Origin of the sequence: Candidatus Thiodiazotropha sp. LNASS1 (assembly GCF_964212655.1) — a bacterium.
Classification (GTDB): Bacteria; Pseudomonadota; Gammaproteobacteria; order Chromatiales; family Chromatiaceae; genus Thiodiazotropha.
This window is the reverse complement of record NZ_OZ156465.1, coordinates 725,716-747,368: the sequence shown is the minus strand read 5'-3', so window position 1 is coordinate 747,368 and position 21,653 is coordinate 725,716. Positions and strand designations below refer to the sequence as shown.

Here is a 21,653-nt window from a genome sequence, read left to right as displayed (position 1 = left end):
TGTTTTTATTCCTTGATTATCCAGCATAGTCAGCTATTCAACCTCATATCAGGCGCTCCGCACATCAGGGTTTAGGGTAGGTGTAGACCTGTGTCTCTCCCTCTGCGGGGCTGTGGCTAATGGAGAAATCCATGCTTTCGAGATTGGCTTTTAAGGTAATGGTGCTCTCTTCATCTGACCAAGTCATGTCCAGGGGTTTCGGCGATCTGAAGGGTACCATTGATGGCTGCTGCACTATTTCGAAGTCGCATCATCTCCAATTGATCTAGCACCACAGCGCTTTGCAGTCCCGCATCTACCATTTCATTCGTTAACGTGGTGCGATTGATCTCTTTGTGGCTGGCTGTACCGCCCTGGTCGGCCGCAGTATAGTCGTTACTGCCGGCGAAAAGATCCAGATACCAGACCTGGGGAATTCCGAGCATGAAGAGCTGGATGGCTCGGGCCAGACGCAGCTTCTGTTCATCCTCGCCCAATGCACTGAAGTAGGTCGCATTGACCTGATAATATGCGATCTTTTTACCGTTCGCGCCAAATAGATTTTTCACCCGGCCACCGCGCTTGAGAACGCGTTTGATAATGGCCTCTATCTCAGCCGTCGCCATGAGCCCATGTTGATAACCATCCTCGCTGGCAAAACCGTCCAGATCAAGCACGGGGATGCCGTCATGGCAGCCCAGCATATTGACCGTCTGAATGCCCTGGGTCTGGATCTCCTCGATCCAGCGTAGCAGGTAGGTGTTGCGACCTATATCCAGCGCATCCAGCACTAGGCCGGGAAGGAAAAAATCGTAAATGGGATAACCGGCTTTCGCGACGTCGGAATGCAGGTGTTTGCCGTATTGGGTATGAATCTCGGGTAACAGGGTCAGCTGGTTTTCTTCGGCAATGGTCTTCAGACGATCGAGATAGTCCCAGGTACCGGGGGTATTGAAGAAGTTGCTCAGCCCCGGCTTTTTGTGCAGGTAGGCGAAAGCATCAAGGCGAATCAACTTGGCGCCAAAACCGGCTAACCTTTTGAGGGTCTCTGCATAGAACTCCCACACCACTTCTGATTCGGCATTGAGGTCCATCTGGCCAAGGTAGCGTCGCTTGGATTCGACAATATCGACCACTTGCTCCAAGTAATCCTGATAAAGGCCTAGGTCGATGTCGTGAAAATCCTCGCCGGCGTCGATCTTGGCATTGACTAGATAGAGGATATCCTGCGCAGCCTCGGATGGTAGGATGCGAAGGTGTTTGAGGTCATCGCTATCCAGCCCACGGTAGTGAATCTGTTGATAGAATGTATTCCAGTAGGGCCGCTCTGAACCATCGGGGGAAGCGGACAAGCAGAATGGGAAGTCCCGGCTTGCGCATGAAGAGTTGCTTGAGATGGGCCTCATTTGGAATGATATAGCCCTCATCATTCAACTCACCTTCACCTTCCCAAAACTTGTTCCAATCGATAAAAAAGTCTCGATAGCGGGAGTGATCGCCTTTTGTCAGCATATCCAGAAATTGAGGGGAGCGTACCGAGAGGTGATTCAGTACCAGATCGAACTTGAGAACGATATTCAGCTCCTTTAGGGCTTGCAGATCCGCCTCTGATACCAAATCCTCATTGAGCTCATAGCGGTTTATGGAAAAACCACGATCCAGATCGCTTTGGAAGAAGGTGGGCAGAATATAGAACAGAGAGAAGACATCGTGCAATTCAGGCCGCTGCATCAGCGCGATGCTATCGCTTAACTTGGTACCAATGCTGTCGGGGTAGGCATTGAACATAACCCCATTGGGCAAGGATCGTCCTAACATTCAGTCCCCTTCATTTTGTCTGTGGGTATTGGCTATACCCTCATATTATTTTGGTGAAACCCATTAGATTCATCCTATGTGTTTCAGAGACTATCGTCAAAAAAGAGAAGGAAGCGTTCGGATTGACCAACTATGCCCAGCCAATTTTCAGAGATGAAGGATCATTATTTGGTATCAGTAGATTGTAAGCTACTGTAGTTTGTCATTATTTCGCATAACTGATTTCCACCAGCGGCCGGTTGCGCTCAGTTTTTTGCGGCCAAAGCAGACATTTCAGCTATATATCCGTAGCAACGCTCTACTTCAGCGGGCCAGATTCTGATTGCTCAATGTATTGATCAGGTGACGCTCTTGATCATGTAGCCACCCGACTTCTCATCCGCTTCCAGGATCAGTAAGTTTCGTTCCTGTGCCTCTTCAAGTAGCATGTTGAAAGTTCTGAATCCGTGATAGCGCTCACTGAACCCCGGTTTCCGACGTTTCAGGGTCTGCTTGACCATAGAGCCCCATATTTTTTCCGTAACGCCCCGCTCCTGTATCAGGTCTTCTGCCGTGGCTGCGACAAGATCCAACGCCTCCTGTTTTCTCTTCTCGTCTTCACTTTGCAGTTTCTTTGAGGCCTTCTTTTTGGGGACCTTTTTGCCCGAGCTTTTACGTCTTTTTTGGGTGGACTTATTACTTTCTCTCACCAGGTCATCATAGAAGATGAACTCATCACAATTGGCGGTTAGGAGGTCTGATGTGGAGTTCTTAACGCCGACACCAATGACGAGCTTATTGTTCTCACGCAATTTGCTGACGAGTGGAGAGAAGTCAGAATCTCCGCTGATAATGACGAAAGTATCCAGATGAAGCTTGGTGTAACAAAGATCCAGGGCATCAACCACCATGCGGATATCTGCCGAGTTTTTGCCTGATTGACGCACATGGGGAATCTCTATCAATTCGAATGCTGCTTCATGCATGGTGCCCTTGAACTCTTTATACCGATCCCAATTACAGTAGGCCTTCTTCACCACGATATTGCCCTTGAGCAGCAGACGCTCCAGCACCTTCTGAATATTAAAGGCTGCATAATTAGCATCACGAACACCCAATGCAACATTTTCGAAATCGCAAAATATTGCCATATTTTGAGTCGGGGTCAATTCGGGCATTGATGATTTTCCTAATATTTGGTGATTCGTACGTAGAAACGCTGAGATACTACGATAGTAGAAGCCTCTAGTATATAGGGATTTGTAAGGTGTTTCTTGTAAAATGGAGAAGAAGTATTCATTTTGATCATGCAGATAAAACTATTATAGCCATTGCATACGTTTAAATAAACACAGTGAAATTCCAGCAATCATCTCCATTACACATCAATAAGATGTAGTAGCCATAGGAAGATTCCAGTTCCGGAATGTTTTCGAAATTCATTCCATATATCCCGACCAACAAGCCAAGAGGCACAAATATCACAGTAACAATTGTCAGTACCTTCATTATCCTATTCAGATGATGGCCGTTCAGGCTAATGTATCCATCTATCAAGTCGCTCATCATATTCTGGATGAGGTCTGAAAGATCTCTGGAACCTCTCTATCAGACTATATATATCGTCAAATTCATCCTGTCATTGAGGATCACTTTCCATGTGTTGCTTGAGTGAATAATATGCTTTCATATGATAGTTGATGATACGCCTCATTATTTTTTAGCGAATGTAATGAGAAGTAATCTTATGAGTTTTGCACCAAGAACACGTGTCGCCGGACCTGAAAAATCTATTTTTTCAAGCTTCTTTTCAACTAACGTGGCAAGACCATTAGCAAGCCAAAGGGCTAGCCATAGCGAAAGTCCCACCTTTATTAAAGTCAGCAGTGATACACGCACTTGGCCAATAGAAACTACCCAGCTGTCTAACACCTTTATTGCCGGCCCCAGTAGTCCAATAATATTGAGTGCAGTAATTGTCCATGCATTAATTGCAATTAGCCTCGAAAACACAGAGTTCGAAACCGACATAGAAGCTAGGCGAATAAGTTTAATTTTTCGAGAATTATTTTTAGGAGGGGATAAATCGCCCAGCGAGCAACAACAAAAACCAATACAATAATAGCAAACTGCAACCAAAATATTGGTTCATAAAAAACTGCGATTGCTTTCTCGAATAAATCAAGTATTACGACACCAAATTCTTATTTAGCTAGAACTTCTTTCATTGAATATAGATTTCTTTATCGCGGATATGCTTGTGTATCCTGATGATATTTTAGAGGTGTTTCACGACTCCGCTTTAACGGACTACGAATCAGAGGAGAGCTACAGAGTTCATCAACAACAGTTTGCGAATTTGAGCCGCCACTTATCCCAGCCCTCTTCTCAAACTGAATCGATAAAGTCTGCTTTTGTCCGTAACCATGCTGTATATCCCATATCGATTCACATTAAATTCTGTGAGAAATGCTCATCCAATCACTGGTTATATTGTTGACAAAAATGATTGGAAAACCACGACCACGCTTTCGTTAGTTTAGAATGTGCTTTTTTTTACAAAGATACTTGGAGCATATATCTTTAAATCAATAAGTTATGACTTGCTTCATTTACATTCTTACTTGGACGTCCAAATATCTTTGTAAATAAAGTTGTAAAAAGCCCCAGGTGCGATTGGCTGTTGTGAGGCGAAGTAGCCAGTCCGCGATATGGGCATTGTCACCCGATAGCTTCGGCTGGTAACGGTAGCAGGTCTCGCTGATACTAAAAATCTCGCAGGTCAGGCGGATACTCAGCCCGTGCTTCGACAAGGCGTGCTTGCCCTCAAGGGCCTCCTTGCGGATCTCGGCCTTGAGCCGTTCTTCTGCATACATCTTCTTCAGGCGCTGGTTCTCCGCCTCCAGTTCCTTCATCCGATTCATCATCGATACGTCCATGCCACCATACTTGGCGCGCCAATTGTAAAAAGTGGCATCACTCATACCGTGCTTGCGGCACAGCTCAGCGACCGGAATACACGCTAATGGTGCAATTTGGACAACAATACGAAGAATGACACTAACCACGAGTTGTGGACAAAAAACACCCTTTCGAGATTCAGTTTGTGGACGTCCAACTATATTATATTGATAATCCTGCGGCACAAGTTTCTAACGTATTGTTATTATTAGTAAAAAAAGTATTCTTTAATATTCACACTGAAACTTTTCTGAAGCCTATCGATGTCAGTTACATAAAGTGACTTGAATACATCACAAGACTCAACCGACCTCTAAATGTTATGTTATATCATTATGATTACTTCAATCAGGAGAGCAAACGATGTATTTAATCAAGCAAGGAATCATTTTTTCGCTGCTCGCTGTTCACGCACAACTCTTTGCTGCTGAGCATGAGCACGAACAGCATGAGGCCCATGTCCATGGAGAAGCCCAGTTGTTGATTGTTCAGGAGGGCGACATCCTTGAGATTGAATTTCACTCTCCCGCGATGAACATCGTCGGTTTTGAACATCAACCGAAAACCACGAGTCAACGTGAAGCCATCGAGGCAGCAATTGACGCTTTGAAACAACCTGACCTGCTCTTCCGTCTTCCTTCGGCTGCCAAGTGCCATTCCATGACAACTGAGGTGGAATCCCCCCTCTACGATCACGCTCATGACGATGAACATGAACACGAGCGCGACCATGAGCGCTCAGATGCAGATGAGACCCATAGTGACTTCACCGCACACTACCATTATCGATGTGACGAGATCACACAGCTGGAGAGCATCGAAATCGAACTCATGAAACGATTTCCCGGTACCGAGCACCTCGAAGTCCAGAGCATTTCACCTAAGGGCCAGCAGAAGATAGACTTGACCCCAGGACACACCACCCTTGAGCTCTAGGACACGGTCCAGAAGCCAGGCTACAGGCCCCACTGGTTCATGCCACAAACCGCTGCAATACAGATAACAGATCTTCGATTTGGATGGCGTAAAGACCTTCCGGAGGTTTTGCACATTCCTGAGCTCGAGATATTCAGCGGTGAACGCATTTTTATTCGTGGTGCCAGTGGCAGCGGTAAGAGCACGCTATTGTCACTGCTCGCCGGTGTAAACCTGCCGACAAGCGGTGAGGTGTCGATACTTGGTGAGTCGATCAACCGTCTAAGCGGTGCCAGGCGGGACCATTTCCGATCCGATCACATCGGTTTTGTCTTTCAGCTGTTTAATTTGATCCCCTATCTCTCTGTGCTGGAGAATGTCGCCCTACCCTGCCGCTTTTCGCATTTGCGGAAACAGAAAGCGACCGGGTCGGGCAAACATCTTGATGACGAAGCCATGCGACTGCTTGGGCATCTGGATATGGCCCATGAGCATCTCATCCATCGTCCGGTCACAGAGTTGAGCGTCGGACAGCAGCAGCGGGTGGCAACCGCCAGGGCATTGATCGGCGCCCCCGAGATCATCATCGCAGATGAGCCCACCTCTGCTCTCGACAGCGACATGCGACAGGCCTTTCTCAGGCTGTTGTTTCAAGAGTGTGAAGAGACCGGTACGACACTGCTCTTTGTCAGCCACGACCGTCAACTTGAATCGCTATTCGAACGACACATCACCCTGGATGATATAAACCATGCACGGCAGGGTGAGCAGTAATGGCCATCCTCTCTCTCGCCTTTAAGAGCCTCTTCAACCGCCGTTTTACGGCAAGCCTGATTCTCATCAGTATCGCACTGAGTGTTTCGCTCCTGCTCGGCGTCGAGCGCTTGCGTGTGGAATCACGCAACAGTTTTGCCAACACCATCTCTGGCACAGACCTCGTGGTGGGCGCCCGCAGCGGCGCCATCAACCTGCTGCTCTATTCAGTATTCCGGATCGGTGATGCGACCAACAATATCTCCTGGAAGAGCTACACAAAGTTTGCCGAACACTCCCTGGTAGAATGGACTATCCCTCTCTCGCTAGGAGACTCGCACAAGGGTTATCGTGTATTGGGAACCAACCAGGACTACTTCCGTCACTACAAGTATGCCAACAAACGAGCACTCTCGTTTAATCAGGGCCAGTCTTTCGAACAGGTCTATCAAGCGGTATTGGGCGATGAGGTAGCACGCAAACTCGGCTATCAGATCGGCGAGAAAATCATCATCGCCCATGGGGCCGGCAAGACAAGCTTTACGCTGCACGATGATAAACCGTTCGAGGTGGTGGGCATACTTAAGTCCACTGGCACACCAGTCGATCGTACTGTCCACGTCCCCCTGGAAGGCATTGAGGCGATCCACAAAGATTGGATAGGCGGCAGACAGGTGGCGGGATTAAAGATCAGCGCCGAAGAGGCCCTCGAAAAGAACCTGTCACCGAAAGCGATCACCGCCTTTATGCTAGGCCTGAAGAGTAAAATCGCCACCTTCCGGGTTCAACGGGAGATCAATGACTACCGCAAGGAACCCCTGCTCGCCATCCTCCCCGGGGTGGCGCTGCAACAGCTCTGGGACATGATGGGTATCGCCGAGAATGCCCTGTTGGTTGTCACCGCCCTGGTGGTAGCCGTGGGCCTGATCGGTATGCTCACTGTTATGCTTGCCGGTCTCAATGAACGTCGGCGGGAAATGGCGATACTGCGTTCGGTGGGCGCCCGCCCAGGACACATACTGCTGCTGGTCACCGGAGAGAGTCTACTGCTTAGCCTGCTGGGAATCGCACTCGGCCTGTTGCTGCTCTACACAAGCCTGATTCTCGGCCAACCCTATATCGAGAGCCGCTATGGGCTCCATCTGCCGATCGGCCTTCCCTCTCTTCGGGAGTGGTTAATCCTGGGTCTGGTCGGAACTTCCAGCCTGATCATCGGCCTAATACCCGGTTACCGCGCCTATCGCTACTCTCTTTCTGATGGGATGAGTATACGTATCTAGGAATCCACACATGAAAATTAGCTTCGCTGTAGTTCTTTTATTGACATCTCTGCTCTTCCTGGGTGGCGTACATGCTGAACCGGTAAAAGAGCTGGAGTGGGACGCCATGGTTCCAGAAGACTATCGTCCAGATAAAATTTTAAACCAGTTTGGCGATATCAATGCGCTTGACGACAATGATCCCAAGGCGCAGATAATTTTGGAACAACTCGAGGCGGCCTGGAGGGTGGCGCCAGTCGTAGAGAGTCTGGATGGCAAAAGGGTCAAGCTACCCGGTTTTGTAGTGCCCATTGAAGGCGACGGAGAGAAGCTGAGCGAGTTTCTCCTGGTACCCTACTATGGTGCCTGCATCCATGTTCCTCCCCCTCCGGCCAACCAGACTGTCTATGTAAAGGTTCCCGAGGCGGATGCAAAGATACGTGAGGCCTTCGATACCGTCTGGGTAACCGGCACCCTGAGTGCCAAGCCTTTCAACAGCGATCTCGCCAATGCCGGATATCAGATAGAGGCTGAAGCGGTAACCCCCTACGAATGAGGCCCAACCGTCACCTGTTTTCAGGTGCAATCTTCTTCAGTCTGTTTGTTTGCAGCCTGACTCAGGCGAAGGAGCTCTCATGCCACCTCCATGCACCGGATGACTACATGAAGTTCACCAAACAGCCCCTAGTAATCCCCGCTGTCGGAAACCGCTCGGAATGCTTGCAGCTCAATCAGCGACGTTTTAACGACAGAGGTCGATGCCATTGTACTCAAGATCAAATCAGTGACTCATACCGCAGCGACTCAACTGACTTCTCCTCATCCAGGAGTCGACCAGAATTATTGCCATGAAAGGTTACGACTATATACCTCATTTAAACTGGTAAATAGTATGGGCACTTTCGAATCACTCAACAAGATACGATAGCGCTCTTCCGAGACCTTTAGCTCCTTCGATGTGCAGTCGAGCTCCTTAGAACGCTCTGTTACCTGTGTCTCCGGTTCCCGCTTGTGCTCAAGTATTTCCTCCTGCATTCGCCTGTTCTCAGTCACATCCAGCAGCATGCCAAAGATTGCTGGCCTGCTATCAAAGATCGTTCGACTGCCGTGAACCTTGGCTTCAATCTTTGCGCCATCCCTACGACATCCGCATTGGAAGTTCTAGCTTTGGTATGCTTACATTTACATAAATACTTGGATGTCCACTTAAGTATTATGTACATTCAGGTATAGCATTGGGCCCTCGTTCGCTACATTCAGATGAGGCGCCATCGATATAGGGCGTCAGTGTATTCATGAACAGATTCATCGTAACTGCAACGTTTACTGCCCTGCTGCCACTGTTCACAGCGTCTTTACCCTGCGTCAGTGACGAACTGCCGGCAAAGCTGGCGGATGTTCATCTGCACTGGAAGTGGAATCAGAAAGAGGTTACGAAACCGCAACAGGCCGTCAACATCTTGCGTGAAAACAATGTCAGGCTAGCGGTTGTGACCGGTACTCCCCCTGAACTGGCGCTTGAGCTACAACAGTTGGCACCCGATATCGTGATTCCTATTTATGGAATCTATCAGGATCGTATCGACTGGTCTAACTGGTATCACGATAAAGAATTAGTTGGGCGTGTGCGACGGGCATTGGAATCGGGTAACTACAGGGGCATTGGTGAGCTTCACATGATCAGCGGCTTTATCAGTGACTGGAAGAACCCGAATATCTCCGGTCTTTTTGAACTTGCAGCGGTGTTTGATGTGCCCGTACTTGTTCATACCGAATTTTCCAGGTCAGATTACCTGATTGGCTTCTGCAGCGCGCATCCGAAAACCCGCTTTCTGTGGGCGCATGCCGGTTCGGTTCTACCGCCAGATGAGGTTGCGCGTGCATTGAGAGACTGCGCAAATCTCAGTGTAGAGCTGTCAGCCCGTGATCCTTGGCGGCATGTGGGCAGGCCTATTATCGATGGGATGGGAGTTTTAAAAGCCGAATGGAGAGATCTCGTGATCACTTACGCGAACCGGTTCATGATCGGCTCCGATCCGGTTTGGCCGGTAGAGCAGCTCAATCCCTGGGACGAGCCTGATACAGGCTGGCAGCAGTTGTCACGTTTTCTCGGCTTTCATCGTGAGTGGTTAAAGCAGCTACCAACCGAAGTTGCGCAAAAGGTGCTTTACAAAAATGCAGTTGAATATTTCAAGTAGCAACATTAATCTCGCTCGGATTGTTTTCTTATGCAATTCCTAACTCAGGCTTATTCTATTATCAATTGCTTGATATCGAAGATAGTCAAAACAATGGATACGGCTCACGAAGCTTCATAGCCTATTCAGTGCCATAATCGTCCATGGAATCGATTTCACGAGTCGCCTCAGTCAAAATCAGTAGCTCAAGCTCCACCAATAAACTGGTCTTAGCAGGAAAGGATGACCATCAGAGATATAGTCAAAAAAAGGCTTACAGAATTCTCTGTAAGCCCCATTTTGCCCGCAGCATTATCTACAATAGCTAGGCAGTACTTTCATCATCAGATTTGTTCTGTTCGGTTTTGATATCACTGACTGCATGCAATCCTGCTGTCAGTTTGTTGATATCTCCACCATTAAGGCCAACTTCATCGAGTAGCGAGTCGATGAGTGGTGCTTGGCTACGGTAGCGCAAAGCGCTGTTGATTACCTGGTCAGCCAAATTACCATTTCCGTTACCCGATGCACCGTCTCCATGTGCAGCACCGTTTGAAACGCCACCGTTGAGCCCTTCTAATTGGAATATCTTGATGCCGTCTATCTGCTCCATCGGTTTTACGGATTCCCGAATAATATCCGGTAACTTGCGCATCAGTTCCATTTTTACCTGCATCGCAATCTGTTCAGCACTGAGCACATTTGCTGCCTCATTGATGGACTTTTTACCCTCTGATTCAACCACATAGCGGCGCTCATCCGCATCAGCACGGAGCTTTATGGCTTCCGCATCACCTTTAGCTGCTATCTCCAGCTTTTGCGCTTCGGCAGTTGCCATGATCCGTACCGATTCGGCCTTGTCTTCTGCAGCTTGTTTTTCCGCCTCAGCAGCGACGGTGACACTGATTGCCTGCTTTTCGGCAGACTCTTTTGCCTTGACGATTTCAACTTCCTTGCTTCGTTCAGCAATCGCTGTTTCTCGAACGGTTTGGACCAGTTCCGATTCCTTAACAGCCTTCTGGCGCGCAATATCTGCAGCTGCCTGTGCTTCTGACTGCTCCCTGCTCTTTTCTGCTATTGCGATCTGCTTATCCTGACCTGTCAATTCTGACGCTTTGCGTTGTTCAATTTCTGCGATTTCGATTGCTTTCGTCCGAGAAATATCTGCCTCTGTTATTGTCTGTTCCTTGCGGATTTGTTCTTCCTCCACCGCACGCTCTGCAATGATACGTGCGGTGTCGGTTTTCTGCTTCTCAATAATTTTGGCTTCCTCGGCTTCGCGTTCCTTCAATGCTTGCTCTTGAGCGATTTCTGCTACCTGTGATGCACGCCTGATCTCAACCTCACGTTGTTGCTGAAGCCTTGCATACTCTTCGTCACGCTCAATTTCGAGTCTCTTTCTCTCAGCTTCCAGGTTCTTGTTCTTGATCTCTATTTCAGTGTCCTGCTCGATGTCGTTGCGCAGTTTTCTACGTGCTTCGATCTCTTCGGTCAGCCTGGTCAGACCTTCCGCATCAAAGGCATTATTAGGATTAAAGTACTCCCTGCTGGTCTGATCCAGACCAGTAAGGGACACACTCTCCAATTCCAGGCCGTTTTTCAGCAGATCCTCAGCAACGGTTGTCTGGACACTTTGCACGAATTGTGAACGCTGCTCGTGCATATCTTCCATCTTCATTTCTGCCGCTACAGCACGAAGTGAGTCTACGAACTTACCTTCGATCAGCTCCTTCAGCTGCTCGGGATTCATGGTGCGCATGCCGAGAGTTTGGGCTGCTGCGGCAATAGAATCTTCGGACGGTTTTGCACGAACGAAGAATTCTGCCTCAGCGTCAACCCGCATTCGATCCCGTGTGATCAGTGCTTGCTCATTGGCGCGACGTACAGACAAACGAAGAGTATTCATATTGACCGGAATGACCTCGTGGAGTATCGGAAATACCAATGCACCTCCGTTCATTACCACCTTTTGGCCACCAAAACCGGTTCGCACAAAAGAAACCTCTTTAGAAGCTCGTTTATAGAGTCGGGCAAATATCATTCCAAGAACGATAAAGGCGATCAGGATAACGCCAGCGATTACCAGAATATCGATAAGATTGTTCATATCCATGCCTTATTGCTCCTTGGATTCTTTGTCGGTGAGTATGGAGTTCGGATTTGAGATAGCTTTGAAGACAGTGCTCTCTTTTTTTACCAGCAAGACCTCGTCTCCAGCATTAAAAATATCCCGTTGCCGGTCTGGTTCAACCATCAAAAGGTGTGTCGTGCCATATTTATCTCGTACACGCGCTTCTGCTGGCCTGTCGGATGATGCCGTCCCTATCGTTATTGTGGCAATGCGTCCTACAAGACTGGACTCGGTGACTGCTTCCGTTTCGTCACTTGGCATAATGCGCATGAGCACGCCTCCAAACAATCTGACCATTGGAAGACTCAGCAGGACGGCCGGAATACTAGCCAATGAAGCAGGAATAAGTTGATTGAAGGTACTGGACGCTAATGATTGTATGCCAAGCCCAATAAGACCAAACACTGTAAGAAAGATCACGATCAGCATCAACACAGGTACCTGTCCGATGCGCAGCCAGCTGAAAAAGCGTGAAAGAGCATATGGAGCATCGGCATCCGGAAGATCCATATCCAAGTCAATTTCAGGACCTTGCAAGTCAGGCATTTCAGGAAGCAACGCATCGATTAAGCCGGACAATGCCACACCTAATAAAGTGCTTATTCCCTCCAGGAGCGCGATGCCCAACATAACTGCCAACGCCACCGCGAATGGCAGGTTTTCGGGTGCCAGCATAAAGGAAAACATGGCAGTCCCGTTTAGTTAGAACGGTTTTTTATGGCGGCCAAGCGCTCTTGTATACGGTTATTACGGGACAGCTCATCCAACTCCGCAAGTTTGCTGGCATCTCCGCGATCTGGCATTGAATGACTGCCTACACCTGTCGCCCGTTCCATTACGCGATCAAATGCGGTCTCGGCTTTTCGAACGGAAGCCTCAACGCTACTATCGGCATTAGTCTGTCCTGAACCTGCTGCAACAGCTACCACTTTGCTCTCTTCTTGAGCTTTACGAAACTGAGCAAGCTCTTCCCTCATCTCACGTCTTTTTGCCTGAAGAGCAATCACATAACCCTCCAGCTCATTTTCCTGGTTACTCGCCTCGGCGATGGTGCTTTCCAGCACTGGAACCTGAGCTTCAATGTCGAGTTGCCTGGCAATAGCGGCTTCAGCAAGATCATCTCGTCCCTCTTTCACCGCCAATTCTATTTTTTCAGCGAGCTCCTCATGCTTGCGGCTTTCATCCATGAGGCGCTGATTTGCCAGATGTTTACCAGCTATTACACGACCCAATTCAGCGCGTACCTCATCGATAGCCTCATCGACTTCACGGATAGCTTCTTCCATTACAAGGTCTGGCGCTGCGTTTTCAACAGCATCAAGGAGTGCATTCACGCTTCCGCTGATAATGCGCCCTACTCGATTGGTTATCGATTCCTTCATAACATCTTCCTCTCTAAACATTCGTGGATCGGTTTTGGGTTATAACATTCGCAATATCTAGGACATGTTGCACGTTCGCGGAAATCAGATTGGGTTGATAACAGGGGCCACGAGGCGTAACCCCCATTTGCAGAACCGATTCCATGATCCTAAAAATCCGTGAAGATAGCTGTTTTTCAAAATATTCGAGTGATTCTTTGTTTTGTGATGATTCCAGGTCATCACGACTTGCCATGCAAAACGCTAACACCTCGCTCAGCCAGTCCAGCGTTCGCATCACAAATTCAGAATGTATTTCTTGGTGCAATTCTAATTCACGCACCTGGTTTCGAATAGGCATAAGTAATTCATCAATCGTGGAAAGACACTCCTTGTAATCACGCGAACCCTGTTCCCGCTTACGAGCCTGAGCGATTATGGTACGAAGCTTGTCGCTAGGTGTATTTGCTCCCTCGACTTTTAGTTGCGAGATAAAGGTTGCATCCTCTTGCGGAATGCGGACTCCAATTTGAACCATTTTAATCGCCATTTGGCAAATCCACAAAGTACTAAAGGTATTGTTAACAAACGTTATCATATATTAACACGCATCTCCCGTAAATCAAGTGTTGGACTGAAGTGGCGTGCTTTCAGTGTTGATTCTGTGTTTTTCATCAGCGGATTATCGTATTTACAGAGCAATATTTATCAGAGGATTTTAGACCTTCTTTGGATACAAACGGACAGGAATCTTGGGGCGACTATCAACCCATATTACTGGCAGTCAGGTTGAATCATGTGAATCCATATTATTGTTGTTGAGCTATCTTGTGATGACGTGTTTAGGTAACTGCTCTGTTAAATCTCTCAGATCCTTGACAGTAAGATTTGGCTCGACCCCCCAAGGATCAAATATGATCCTACCTGAACGCTTTACCCATGCTGCATTCATTCCTGATGAAATGGCGCCGATGACATCGAACGGATTACTGGAAACAAGCCAGGTCTGACCGCCATGAGCTTTGGATTTTCTCAAAAAGTGACTGTATACAGCAGGATTGGGTTTGAATGATTTTATGTCGTCTACACTGATGATATCGGTGAAATACGCTTTGATGCCGGCTGATTCCAGCAAACCTTCAACTGCACGTGATGTACCGTTTGAGAATGCAAATAACCTGTAACCTCTTTGGCTGAATGCAGAGAGACTCTCCTTAGCGTCCATGAATGCCGGCAAGGTTTTGTAGGAATCAAGCATGTGTTGCTTTTGACCGGCGGTCAGCGGTGTATTAAAGAACTCACACACGTAATCGAGCGCATGCTTGGTACACACATCGAAGGTTACGTAGTTTTGCATGAGCCCGCGGCGAAACGAGTATTCCAACTGTTTTTCCCGCCATTTATGTGAGAAGGCTTCAGCTTTGTCCTGAACCAGGCTGTCCAGCTCTGACACGACTCCATGGGTATCGATCAAAGTACCGTAAACATCGAAAGCCAGAGTGATTGCCATGGATTCCCTGCCTCCATATTTATGGTCAGCGGTAGTTTTCAGCTCAGATTATAATATAAAGTTAATCTAACTTGTTTATTGAGTCAGACGGGGCTTGTTCTCGATCCGTATCACTGTAGTCCCGGACTACTTCCGCGACACGTATCCGATAGGAATTGAAAAGGCGCTCTTTGCCTTTGCGCTGAGCCGCTCTGTGTTCCATGAGATTGCGCCATGTTTCAACCGCGGTCTCATCACGCCAAAAGGAAAGACTCAGAATCTTTTTCTCATCCACCAGGCTTTTAAATCGCTCGATTGAGATGAATCCGTCTCTGTCCTCGAGAAATTTCCGGAGATCAGCGGCAATGCTCAGATATTCATCCTTACCTGTATCAGTGGGGTAAACCTCAAAAATTACAGCCAACATTATTAACCTCACATAGCGGTAGTCGATTACTATCAGGCGGATTAAAGATGATCTACAACAATAGATTATTTGTGTCTAAATGCGTTTGTGTTTTTTTAATAAAGAAAGAATCCAGCGACTTCCACATAGATTTGCAGACATTCTATTATTTTATTACAGCTTTCCATTTTCCATCAGGTTGCTTGCAAAATATAGAGTTTGATGTGTGCTCCTGCCCTTTCGCGCGATTGGTGATTTTTAGCTTTTTGCAAAGCTTCCCGCTGCTTTTGCCTGCTTTCAGAATCGTTAATTTGCCTGAATTCCCGGAGTCAGGATTGTCCCACATAACACTATCTCCCAATTCACGGTTTTTCAGTATGTCTCTGGCGGCCGTTTTGGCAATGTCCCAATCCTGTTTCGTAAAATATCTTGCCGGTGAATTTTTCAGAAAATGCAGGTCGAATCCATGTGCTGATAACACTGCAGTAATCAGTGCGACTGCACAACCGAGGAGGATAATTATTTTCACATTTTACTCCGCTTTCTAGTATGAATTCTGAATCTATATGGACAAGTGAGTAAATTATTCCATGAATTGACTATGGTTGAATATGTCCCTCAGGTATTCTTAATGCAGATCATACAAACTAACCTATTATGAATATACTCATATTATTAGAGGCGTTTTTTTCGATAGTTGTATGCCTATAATCATCAATCATACAACAGAAATCTTTTGAAATTATAAAAATATTATAAATAACTTAATCACATCCTGAATAATTACATAAATAGATCAACAAGGATGCTCCCGGCTGTTGATTATCCAGGTTTACACCACACAAGAGGTATCATCATGGAGGCCAGTAGGTTTTTGACTGTCCATTATCTGGACGGTTCCAGTGAGACGTTCACCTTTCCCAAGCAGGCCAAGGATCAATACGATCAGATGAGTAAGTTGCATGATGCAATGACGACTGATCGCCTGGTTATCGAAGCAGACAGCAGCTTGCATGTCATTCCCCTGAATGCTGTAAAACGCTTCGAGTTTTCTCCGTTACCCGACAAGCTACCCGATGGGATTATTAGGCACGCGAGCCTGAATATACCTGGTTAAGCAACTAGTCGTTCACGCCATCCATCTTCACCATGAAATAACGGACAAGGCTCTGCGGAATGAGCAAAATAACTTGCAGGATAACGATAGGCAAAGGGGCAACGTCAAAATCGGGCATGATTTGTTTGTGATCGGCCCTCCATACGGTCTGCATTAAGTGGCCATATCAGTGCATGGTACAGTGGAGATGCACTGGGAAACTCCTGCTTAATGGTGATTTCTTTCAGAGCGATGCAGCTATCAACCCAGGCAATTCAGGGGAAAAATTATTATGAAAAGCACTATTGCCACCTACACATTATCTGCAGGATTATTCGCGATTGCGGGGGCGATAGTTTATTTCACCATTGAGTTGTCGAATATACGCCAGGACCTTCCCGCCATTCTCGCTCAGGTCGAGAATACGAGCGAGAAAGTTGATCCGATACTCAGTGAAATAAAGGAAATAAGAAAACTCATACCGCCAATTCTGCATGAAGTCGACGCGACCCGGTCACAAATTCCTCCCATACTCACTGAAATCGAGGCGATTCGTCAGAATATTCCCCTCATTCTCAATGAGGTGGAAGAAACACGGAAACTCGTCCCGCCCATACTTGCAGAGGTTTCAAACACCATAGAGACAGTTCCGGACATTTTAAAGACCCTGAACTCAGTTTCGTCAACAGTCAAACAAACTAATAAAGAGATAGCCAAGACACGACTGCTTTTTCCAGAAGTACTCAAGGAGGTCAAGGCGGTTCGTAAGGAAATCGGAGCCACCCGCAAGTCGATTCCCACGACGTTGGACCGCGTGGATAACCTACTGGCACAAGCGTCGACTACCGGTCAGAAGGCCTCTGAAGGTGCAATTACCGGTGTATTTACCGGCGTAATCACAGCGCCTTTCCGTGCACTGATCAGTCTCGGGGAAGCTGCTAAAGGTGCTGCCGGAGGAGATGGAATATATCTTGAAGGCGAGGATTTGAAAATTGCTACTGACACAGCTGTTGTTTTAACCAAATCAATAAAAGGCTCAACTAAATCATGGAAAAATCCGAACAGCGGTAAACGCGGAAAATTCACCTTACTTTCGAATTACCGGGAAAATAACCTTGAGTGCGTTACGATGCAGCATCAAGTCTGGTCAGGTGAGGAAATGATTATAGAGAGAGTCTTCGATGCATGTCGAAAGAACGTAAATTCACCTTGGGAGCTTAAACAATAGTTAACTCGCGATAAACCATTCACGATAGCTCATGGTGTCCACGCTTCGTAACATTACAATAAATTCGTAGCCAGAACTGACATTACATATAAATGCTATTTGAAGAATTGAATATTGTTTTCTATTCTTTGACCAAAAGACAACAGAGGAAGGGATGCCTATGTCTCCTTTCAATTATACTACCCTGTTTGCCGCTTCAGCCAGCCTGCTGCACAAGTGTCTTTGCAGCATGAAATTAAGTATTTAATTATTGAGTTCGATATCTATTGACGACGCCGATTCAGGTGTTGTCGAAACATTACGATTGTATGGGAAATCCACATATCCGCAACACAAAGAGTCAGCGCACGAAACCTGGATAAAATTTATGTAAATCATTGGATGTAAAGGATGATCATAGGAGATCATTATGGCTACTAAACAAGTAATTGCATATTTTATGCATGAGTCTGAGCTGGCGGCCGCGATTGATATGCTGCAGGATGCGGAAACGACCGACTCGTTCCTGGTAGGGTCCATCGAGGAGAGTCAAATTGATGAACTCCGTCAGCAGGGCTTGGTCGTACAGGAGCTGGATTTACCGGAATCACCCCGCATCGGACAGTTGATCGAAGCCAAGACAGGCAGATTTTTATCTGCGGCGCCAGCTCCTGAGCCGGGCTTCGACAGTTTGGTGCCAAACTATTACATTGTACAGCTACGAGGACCGCTTCTGGAGAGTTGGCGTAACAGATTGCTTGCTTTAGGTGTGGAGGTCCACGAAGCAACAGCGCCGAACACCTATTTGGTACACCTTGACGCCCAACAGGCAGCAACCCTTCGAGATCAACCATTCGTCCGTAGCGTAAGAATCCCGGAGGCACAAGATGCACGACCGGTAGTTGATGAGCGGGCTCGAGCAGCTCCGCCTTCCGGCACCGGTCAGCGGCGCATGCTTACGCTCGATGTCCGGCTACACCGCGAGGCTGACATGGACACTGTTCTAAGCTGGTTGAACAGTAACGGAGTCGACATCGCCGGATACAGTCGGCGCAAGATTCGTCTGTATATGCTTGAGGATTCGGCGAACATCACTGCACTGGGGGCACTGCCCGAGGTGCAGAGTGTTGACGAGTTCGTACCACCCTCGCTGACGAATGACCGAGCCCGCGTGTTGACCGGTGTCGAAACGGCCAATCCCGGTGCGGGTCTAACCCAGACCGGCCTGAGCCAGATTGTTGCTGTCGCAGATACGGGACTGGACGATTTACATCCCGATTTTCAGGGTCGCATAGTCGGTCTCTCCGCGCTCGGACGTCCAGGTGATTCAAGTGACCCCAACGGTCACGGCACCCACGTTGCCGGTACTGTCTTAGGCGACGGTGCAGCATCAGGTGGCCAATATAAAGGCCTGGCACCGGAAGCGCAGCTCTACTTTCAGTCAATTATGGATGCCTGGGGTAAACTGGGCGGGCTCCCACTCGATCTGAACGACCTGTTCGAAGAGGCATATCAGCAGGGTGCGCGGATACACAACAACAGTTGGGGAGCAGACACTAACTCCCGTTATACCTTCAACTCGATCGAGGTCGATGAATTCGTAGCCAATCATCGTGATATGCTGATCGTAATTTCGGCGGGTAACGAAGGAGTGGGGTCCGGCACACCGAGCAGTCCTGGCCATGCGCAGCAGGGATTTGTCGACTGGCTGTCCATTGGCTCACCGGCCTCAGCGAAAAATGCGCTCACGATTGGGGCTAGTCGCAGTGACCGCACCACCGGCGGATACGCCGCGATGACCTGGTCACAAGCGTGGCCGAACGAGTTTCCCGACCCGCCGATCGCGGACGAGCTGATTTCGGGTGATGAGGAGTCACTTGCCGCTTTCAGCAGCCGCGGTCCATGTGATGACCGCCGCATTAAACCTGACCTCGTGGCGCCGGGTACGAATATCGCCTCATCAAAATCATCCATCGCACCGTTGCGCAATTTTTGGGGGCCTGTTCCCGGGCACCAGGGGAAATATGCCTACAACGGCGGGACCAGTATGTCGGCACCGGTCGTTACTGGTTGTGCGGCCTTAATACGGCAGTATTTCGTTGACAGCGGGCATCAGCCGTCAGCCGCGCTTCTCAAGGCGACACTGATCAACGGGTGCCGCTGGCTCACTGGCCAGGACGCGCAGGCGGATTTCGCGAGTCTGCCGAATTTTAATCAAGGATTCGGCGCCATTGATATGGCGCACACTATTCCCAACGCCGGCCAACCTGACCTGCACCTCGAATTTCTGGATGATTGGGCAACCGGGAATAACCTGTTTACCTACACAGGCCAGCGGTACCGATTTATCGTATCCGCGAATTCCGGTTTGGCGCTGCGTATCTGCCTCAGCTGGACGGATCTGCCTGCCCGGGCATTACAGAATAATCTGAATCTCCAGGTCCAATCGCTGACAACCAATCAGAAATGGGTCGGCAACACCGATCTGCCGATGGGTTTCAACATGCCGGACCCTGACAATAATGTTGAGATTGTTCGTATAGATACGCCTACAGCCGGAGATTTTCTGATCCAGATTTCCGCGTCAAATCTGTTGAGTACATCAGGTCAGGATTTCGCCTTGGTGGTAACGGGAGAACTCACCAGCTCGATCAATCCTTATTGAACACGACAGCTTTTGACCGGTCCGCTGCAAGGAGAAATACTATGCTGAATCTGCGTATTGTGCAGGCAAACTACGGTGACTGTTTTATCCTTGAATACGGTAGTGACGCCGACAAACGCCATATGCTGATTGACGGCGGTCCGGTGAATGTTTACACCGATGACCTCAGGTCCGAGATTGAATATGTATCCGCCAACGGCGGTATACTCGATCTGGTGGTGGTAAGCCATGTTGACAAGGATCACATTGTGGGGATTTTGGACCTGTTCGCCAATCTACTCAACCAGCGGACCAACGGTGATCCCGAGTTGGTCACGGTAGGCGGTCTTTGGCACAACGCTTTTTCTGACTCCATCGACCCGGATGGGACGATTCAAACCCGGCTCGCCGCCTCACTTTCCGCAGCAGGTGCGAATATCATGCAACAGGCCGGTATGGCTATCAATGGAGTAGCTGAAGGACGGCGCCTGCGTATATTTGCGACGCAGCTGGGCATCAGCATCAACGATGTTTTCCCAAACCGCTTGATATGCACTGACGACGCACCGGACAACATCGTATTTGAAAACTTGACACTGACTATAGTCGGGCCTACGAGAGCGAACCTGGATGCATTGAAGGATGAGTGGGTGGAATGGCTTGACGCCAATGAAACAGGGGTCGCCGGTGGTGATCCGCAAATCATGGCCAATGCGGACCGGAGCATTCCGAACCTGAGCAGCGTAGTGTTTCTGGCGGAGGCGGAAGGCAAGACTATTCTGTTTACCGGCGATGGGCGAAGTGACCATCTGATGGACGGCCTTCACGCAGCAAATCTTCTGGACTCGAACGAAAGACTGCACGTTGACGTGTTGAAGGTGGCCCACCATGGAAGCAACCGAAATGCAACGCGAACATTTCATCGCAAGGTGACAGCGGATACCTATGTGATCTCTGCCAACGGTCATCCGGATAATCCGGATCTTTCGACGCTGATCTGGATTGTGGAAGCGGCGCGGGAACAGTCGCGCCAAATCAAGATTGTAGCGACCAATCGAACGGGTTCGCTGGATAAATTGGAAGAGGAATATCCACCAGGTGATTATGGTTATCAGCTGGAGGTAATGCCCTCCCATCACAGCTACAAGAGACTGGTGCTTGCGTGAGGATCCGTTTCGCAGCAATTTGACTCTCTATGAAAAACTGCAGTTACTTCCCTGGCACTGCTTCGAATCCAATCTGATCCTTGATAGGTTTTTTCAACTCAGAATATCCATACCAAAATTATGGTTTAATCAATCAGGGAGTTGTCCCTGTTTAACGCCATTACAGTGATGTCTCTGTTTCAGTTGGTAGCTGTCAGAATGATTTAATGTTCAAAAAATACTGCCGTTATATTGAGAAGTACTCATAACAAATGTCCACATTTTTTTAGATAATGTGGACATTCGATTTTATGATGTCGCTATCATAATGAA

Annotated in this window: 22 protein-coding genes and 1 pseudogene; 10 read left to right on the top strand and 13 right to left on the bottom strand. The window is 48.2% G+C overall.

Features of this window, described 5'->3' with window-relative positions; translation table 11 throughout:
• Positions 1-64: 64 nt before the first annotated feature.
• From AB8516_RS03270 to AB8516_RS03250, 5 genes are all read right to left on the bottom strand, one after another.
• Positions 65-187 (bottom strand): hypothetical protein, encoded by a 123-nt coding sequence (locus tag AB8516_RS03270; protein ID WP_369158036.1) that lies wholly within the window; start codon positions 185-187, stop codon positions 65-67.
• Positions 171-1,331 carry a hypothetical protein gene (locus tag AB8516_RS03265; RefSeq protein ID WP_369158034.1) on the bottom strand — a complete coding sequence of 387 codons (1,161 nt, stop codon included), beginning with the start codon at positions 1,329-1,331 and terminating at the stop codon, positions 171-173. The genes AB8516_RS03270 and AB8516_RS03265 overlap by 17 nt, the downstream gene beginning before the upstream one ends.
• Positions 1,252-1,797 (bottom strand): hypothetical protein, encoded by a 546-nt coding sequence (locus AB8516_RS03260; protein ID WP_369158032.1) that lies wholly within the window; start codon positions 1,795-1,797, stop codon positions 1,252-1,254. Before AB8516_RS03260 ends, AB8516_RS03265 begins: the two co-directional genes overlap by 80 nt.
• A 338-nt stretch (positions 1,798-2,135) precedes the next feature.
• Positions 2,136-2,954 (bottom strand): NYN domain-containing protein, encoded by an 819-nt coding sequence (locus AB8516_RS03255; RefSeq protein WP_369158030.1) that lies wholly within the window; start codon positions 2,952-2,954, stop codon positions 2,136-2,138.
• 163 nt (positions 2,955-3,117) lie between these two features.
• Positions 3,118-3,354 (bottom strand): CorA family divalent cation transporter, encoded by a 237-nt coding sequence (locus tag AB8516_RS03250; RefSeq protein ID WP_369163221.1) that lies wholly within the window; start codon positions 3,352-3,354, stop codon positions 3,118-3,120.
• A 169-nt stretch (positions 3,355-3,523) separates the two neighbouring features.
• Here AB8516_RS03250 and AB8516_RS03245 point away from each other — a divergent pair, with 169 nt between their 5' ends.
• Complete coding sequence (locus AB8516_RS03245; protein ID WP_369158028.1) at positions 3,524-3,898, top strand: hypothetical protein; 375 nt, start codon at positions 3,524-3,526, stop codon at positions 3,896-3,898.
• Between the two features lie 538 nt (positions 3,899-4,436).
• On the opposite strand, the pseudogene AB8516_RS03240 reads toward AB8516_RS03245, so the two are convergent.
• A pseudogene (locus AB8516_RS03240) lies at positions 4,437-4,832 on the bottom strand (transposase); the annotation flags it as partial.
• A 268-nt stretch (positions 4,833-5,100) separates the two neighbouring features.
• On the opposite strand from AB8516_RS03240, the gene AB8516_RS03235 reads away from it, so the two are divergent.
• The 5 genes from AB8516_RS03235 (at position 5,101) to AB8516_RS03215 (ending at position 9,862) form a co-directional block, all read left to right on the top strand.
• Positions 5,101-5,673, top strand: coding sequence for a DUF2796 domain-containing protein (locus AB8516_RS03235; protein ID WP_369158025.1), 573 nt, complete (start codon positions 5,101-5,103; stop codon positions 5,671-5,673).
• A 39-nt stretch (positions 5,674-5,712) separates the two neighbouring features.
• Positions 5,713-6,426, top strand: a complete 714-nt coding sequence (locus AB8516_RS03230) for an ABC transporter ATP-binding protein (RefSeq protein ID WP_369158023.1) — start codon at positions 5,713-5,715, stop codon at positions 6,424-6,426.
• A complete protein-coding gene (locus tag AB8516_RS03225; RefSeq protein WP_369158021.1) occupies positions 6,426-7,685 on the top strand; it encodes an ABC transporter permease in 1,260 nt (419 codons plus the stop codon). The genes AB8516_RS03230 and AB8516_RS03225 overlap by 1 nt, the downstream gene beginning before the upstream one ends.
• Before the next feature lie 10 nt (positions 7,686-7,695).
• Positions 7,696-8,220 carry a DUF3299 domain-containing protein gene (locus AB8516_RS03220; protein ID WP_369158019.1) on the top strand — a complete coding sequence of 175 codons (525 nt, stop codon included), beginning with the start codon at positions 7,696-7,698 and terminating at the stop codon, positions 8,218-8,220.
• Positions 8,221-8,959: 739 nt separating this feature from the next.
• Positions 8,960-9,862: an amidohydrolase family protein gene (locus AB8516_RS03215; protein ID WP_369158017.1), complete on the top strand. Its 903-nt coding sequence runs from the start codon at positions 8,960-8,962 to the stop codon at positions 9,860-9,862.
• A 304-nt stretch (positions 9,863-10,166) separates the two neighbouring features.
• Here AB8516_RS03215 and AB8516_RS03210 read toward each other — a convergent pair whose 3' ends face one another.
• The 7 genes from AB8516_RS03210 to AB8516_RS03180 all read right to left on the bottom strand — a co-directional run bounded on the left by AB8516_RS03210 (position 10,167) and on the right by AB8516_RS03180 (position 15,757).
• Entirely contained in the window at positions 10,167-11,954 is a 1,788-nt protein-coding gene (locus AB8516_RS03210; RefSeq protein WP_369158015.1) for a flotillin family protein, read from the bottom strand.
• A 3-nt stretch (positions 11,955-11,957) separates the two neighbouring features.
• Positions 11,958-12,659 carry a YqiJ family protein gene (locus tag AB8516_RS03205; protein ID WP_369158013.1) on the bottom strand — a complete coding sequence of 234 codons (702 nt, stop codon included), beginning with the start codon at positions 12,657-12,659 and terminating at the stop codon, positions 11,958-11,960.
• Positions 12,660-12,670: 11 nt separating this feature from the next.
• Positions 12,671-13,354: a PspA/IM30 family protein gene (locus AB8516_RS03200; RefSeq protein ID WP_369158011.1), complete on the bottom strand. Its 684-nt coding sequence runs from the start codon at positions 13,352-13,354 to the stop codon at positions 12,671-12,673.
• A gap of 13 nt (positions 13,355-13,367) precedes the next feature.
• The gene (locus AB8516_RS03195; RefSeq protein ID WP_369158009.1) at positions 13,368-13,883 is read right to left on the bottom strand and encodes a hypothetical protein; all 516 of its coding nucleotides are present in this window, start codon (positions 13,881-13,883) and stop codon (positions 13,368-13,370) included.
• 273 nt (positions 13,884-14,156) lie between these two features.
• Positions 14,157-14,843, bottom strand: coding sequence for a haloacid dehalogenase type II (locus tag AB8516_RS03190; RefSeq protein ID WP_369158007.1), 687 nt, complete (start codon positions 14,841-14,843; stop codon positions 14,157-14,159).
• Positions 14,844-14,904: 61 nt separating this feature from the next.
• Positions 14,905-15,249 carry an antibiotic biosynthesis monooxygenase gene (locus AB8516_RS03185; RefSeq protein WP_369158004.1) on the bottom strand — a complete coding sequence of 115 codons (345 nt, stop codon included), beginning with the start codon at positions 15,247-15,249 and terminating at the stop codon, positions 14,905-14,907.
• A gap of 145 nt (positions 15,250-15,394) precedes the next feature.
• Positions 15,395-15,757 carry an RT0821/Lpp0805 family surface protein gene (locus tag AB8516_RS03180; RefSeq protein ID WP_369158002.1) on the bottom strand — a complete coding sequence of 121 codons (363 nt, stop codon included), beginning with the start codon at positions 15,755-15,757 and terminating at the stop codon, positions 15,395-15,397.
• A 327-nt stretch (positions 15,758-16,084) separates the two neighbouring features.
• On the opposite strand from AB8516_RS03180, the gene AB8516_RS03175 reads away from it, so the two are divergent.
• The 4 genes from AB8516_RS03175 to AB8516_RS03160 all read left to right on the top strand — a co-directional run bounded on the left by AB8516_RS03175 (position 16,085) and on the right by AB8516_RS03160 (position 21,341).
• Positions 16,085-16,345: a hypothetical protein gene (locus AB8516_RS03175; RefSeq protein WP_369158000.1), complete on the top strand. Its 261-nt coding sequence runs from the start codon at positions 16,085-16,087 to the stop codon at positions 16,343-16,345.
• A gap of 271 nt (positions 16,346-16,616) precedes the next feature.
• On the top strand, positions 16,617-17,552 hold the full coding sequence (locus AB8516_RS03170; RefSeq protein ID WP_369157998.1) for a hypothetical protein: 936 nt from the start codon (positions 16,617-16,619) through the stop codon (positions 17,550-17,552).
• A gap of 409 nt (positions 17,553-17,961) precedes the next feature.
• Positions 17,962-20,196 carry a S8 family serine peptidase gene (locus AB8516_RS03165; RefSeq protein WP_369157996.1) on the top strand — a complete coding sequence of 745 codons (2,235 nt, stop codon included), beginning with the start codon at positions 17,962-17,964 and terminating at the stop codon, positions 20,194-20,196.
• Positions 20,197-20,237: 41 nt separating this feature from the next.
• On the top strand, positions 20,238-21,341 hold the full coding sequence (locus tag AB8516_RS03160; protein ID WP_369157994.1) for a hypothetical protein: 1,104 nt from the start codon (positions 20,238-20,240) through the stop codon (positions 21,339-21,341).
• The last annotated feature ends 312 nt before the right edge of the window (positions 21,342-21,653 follow it).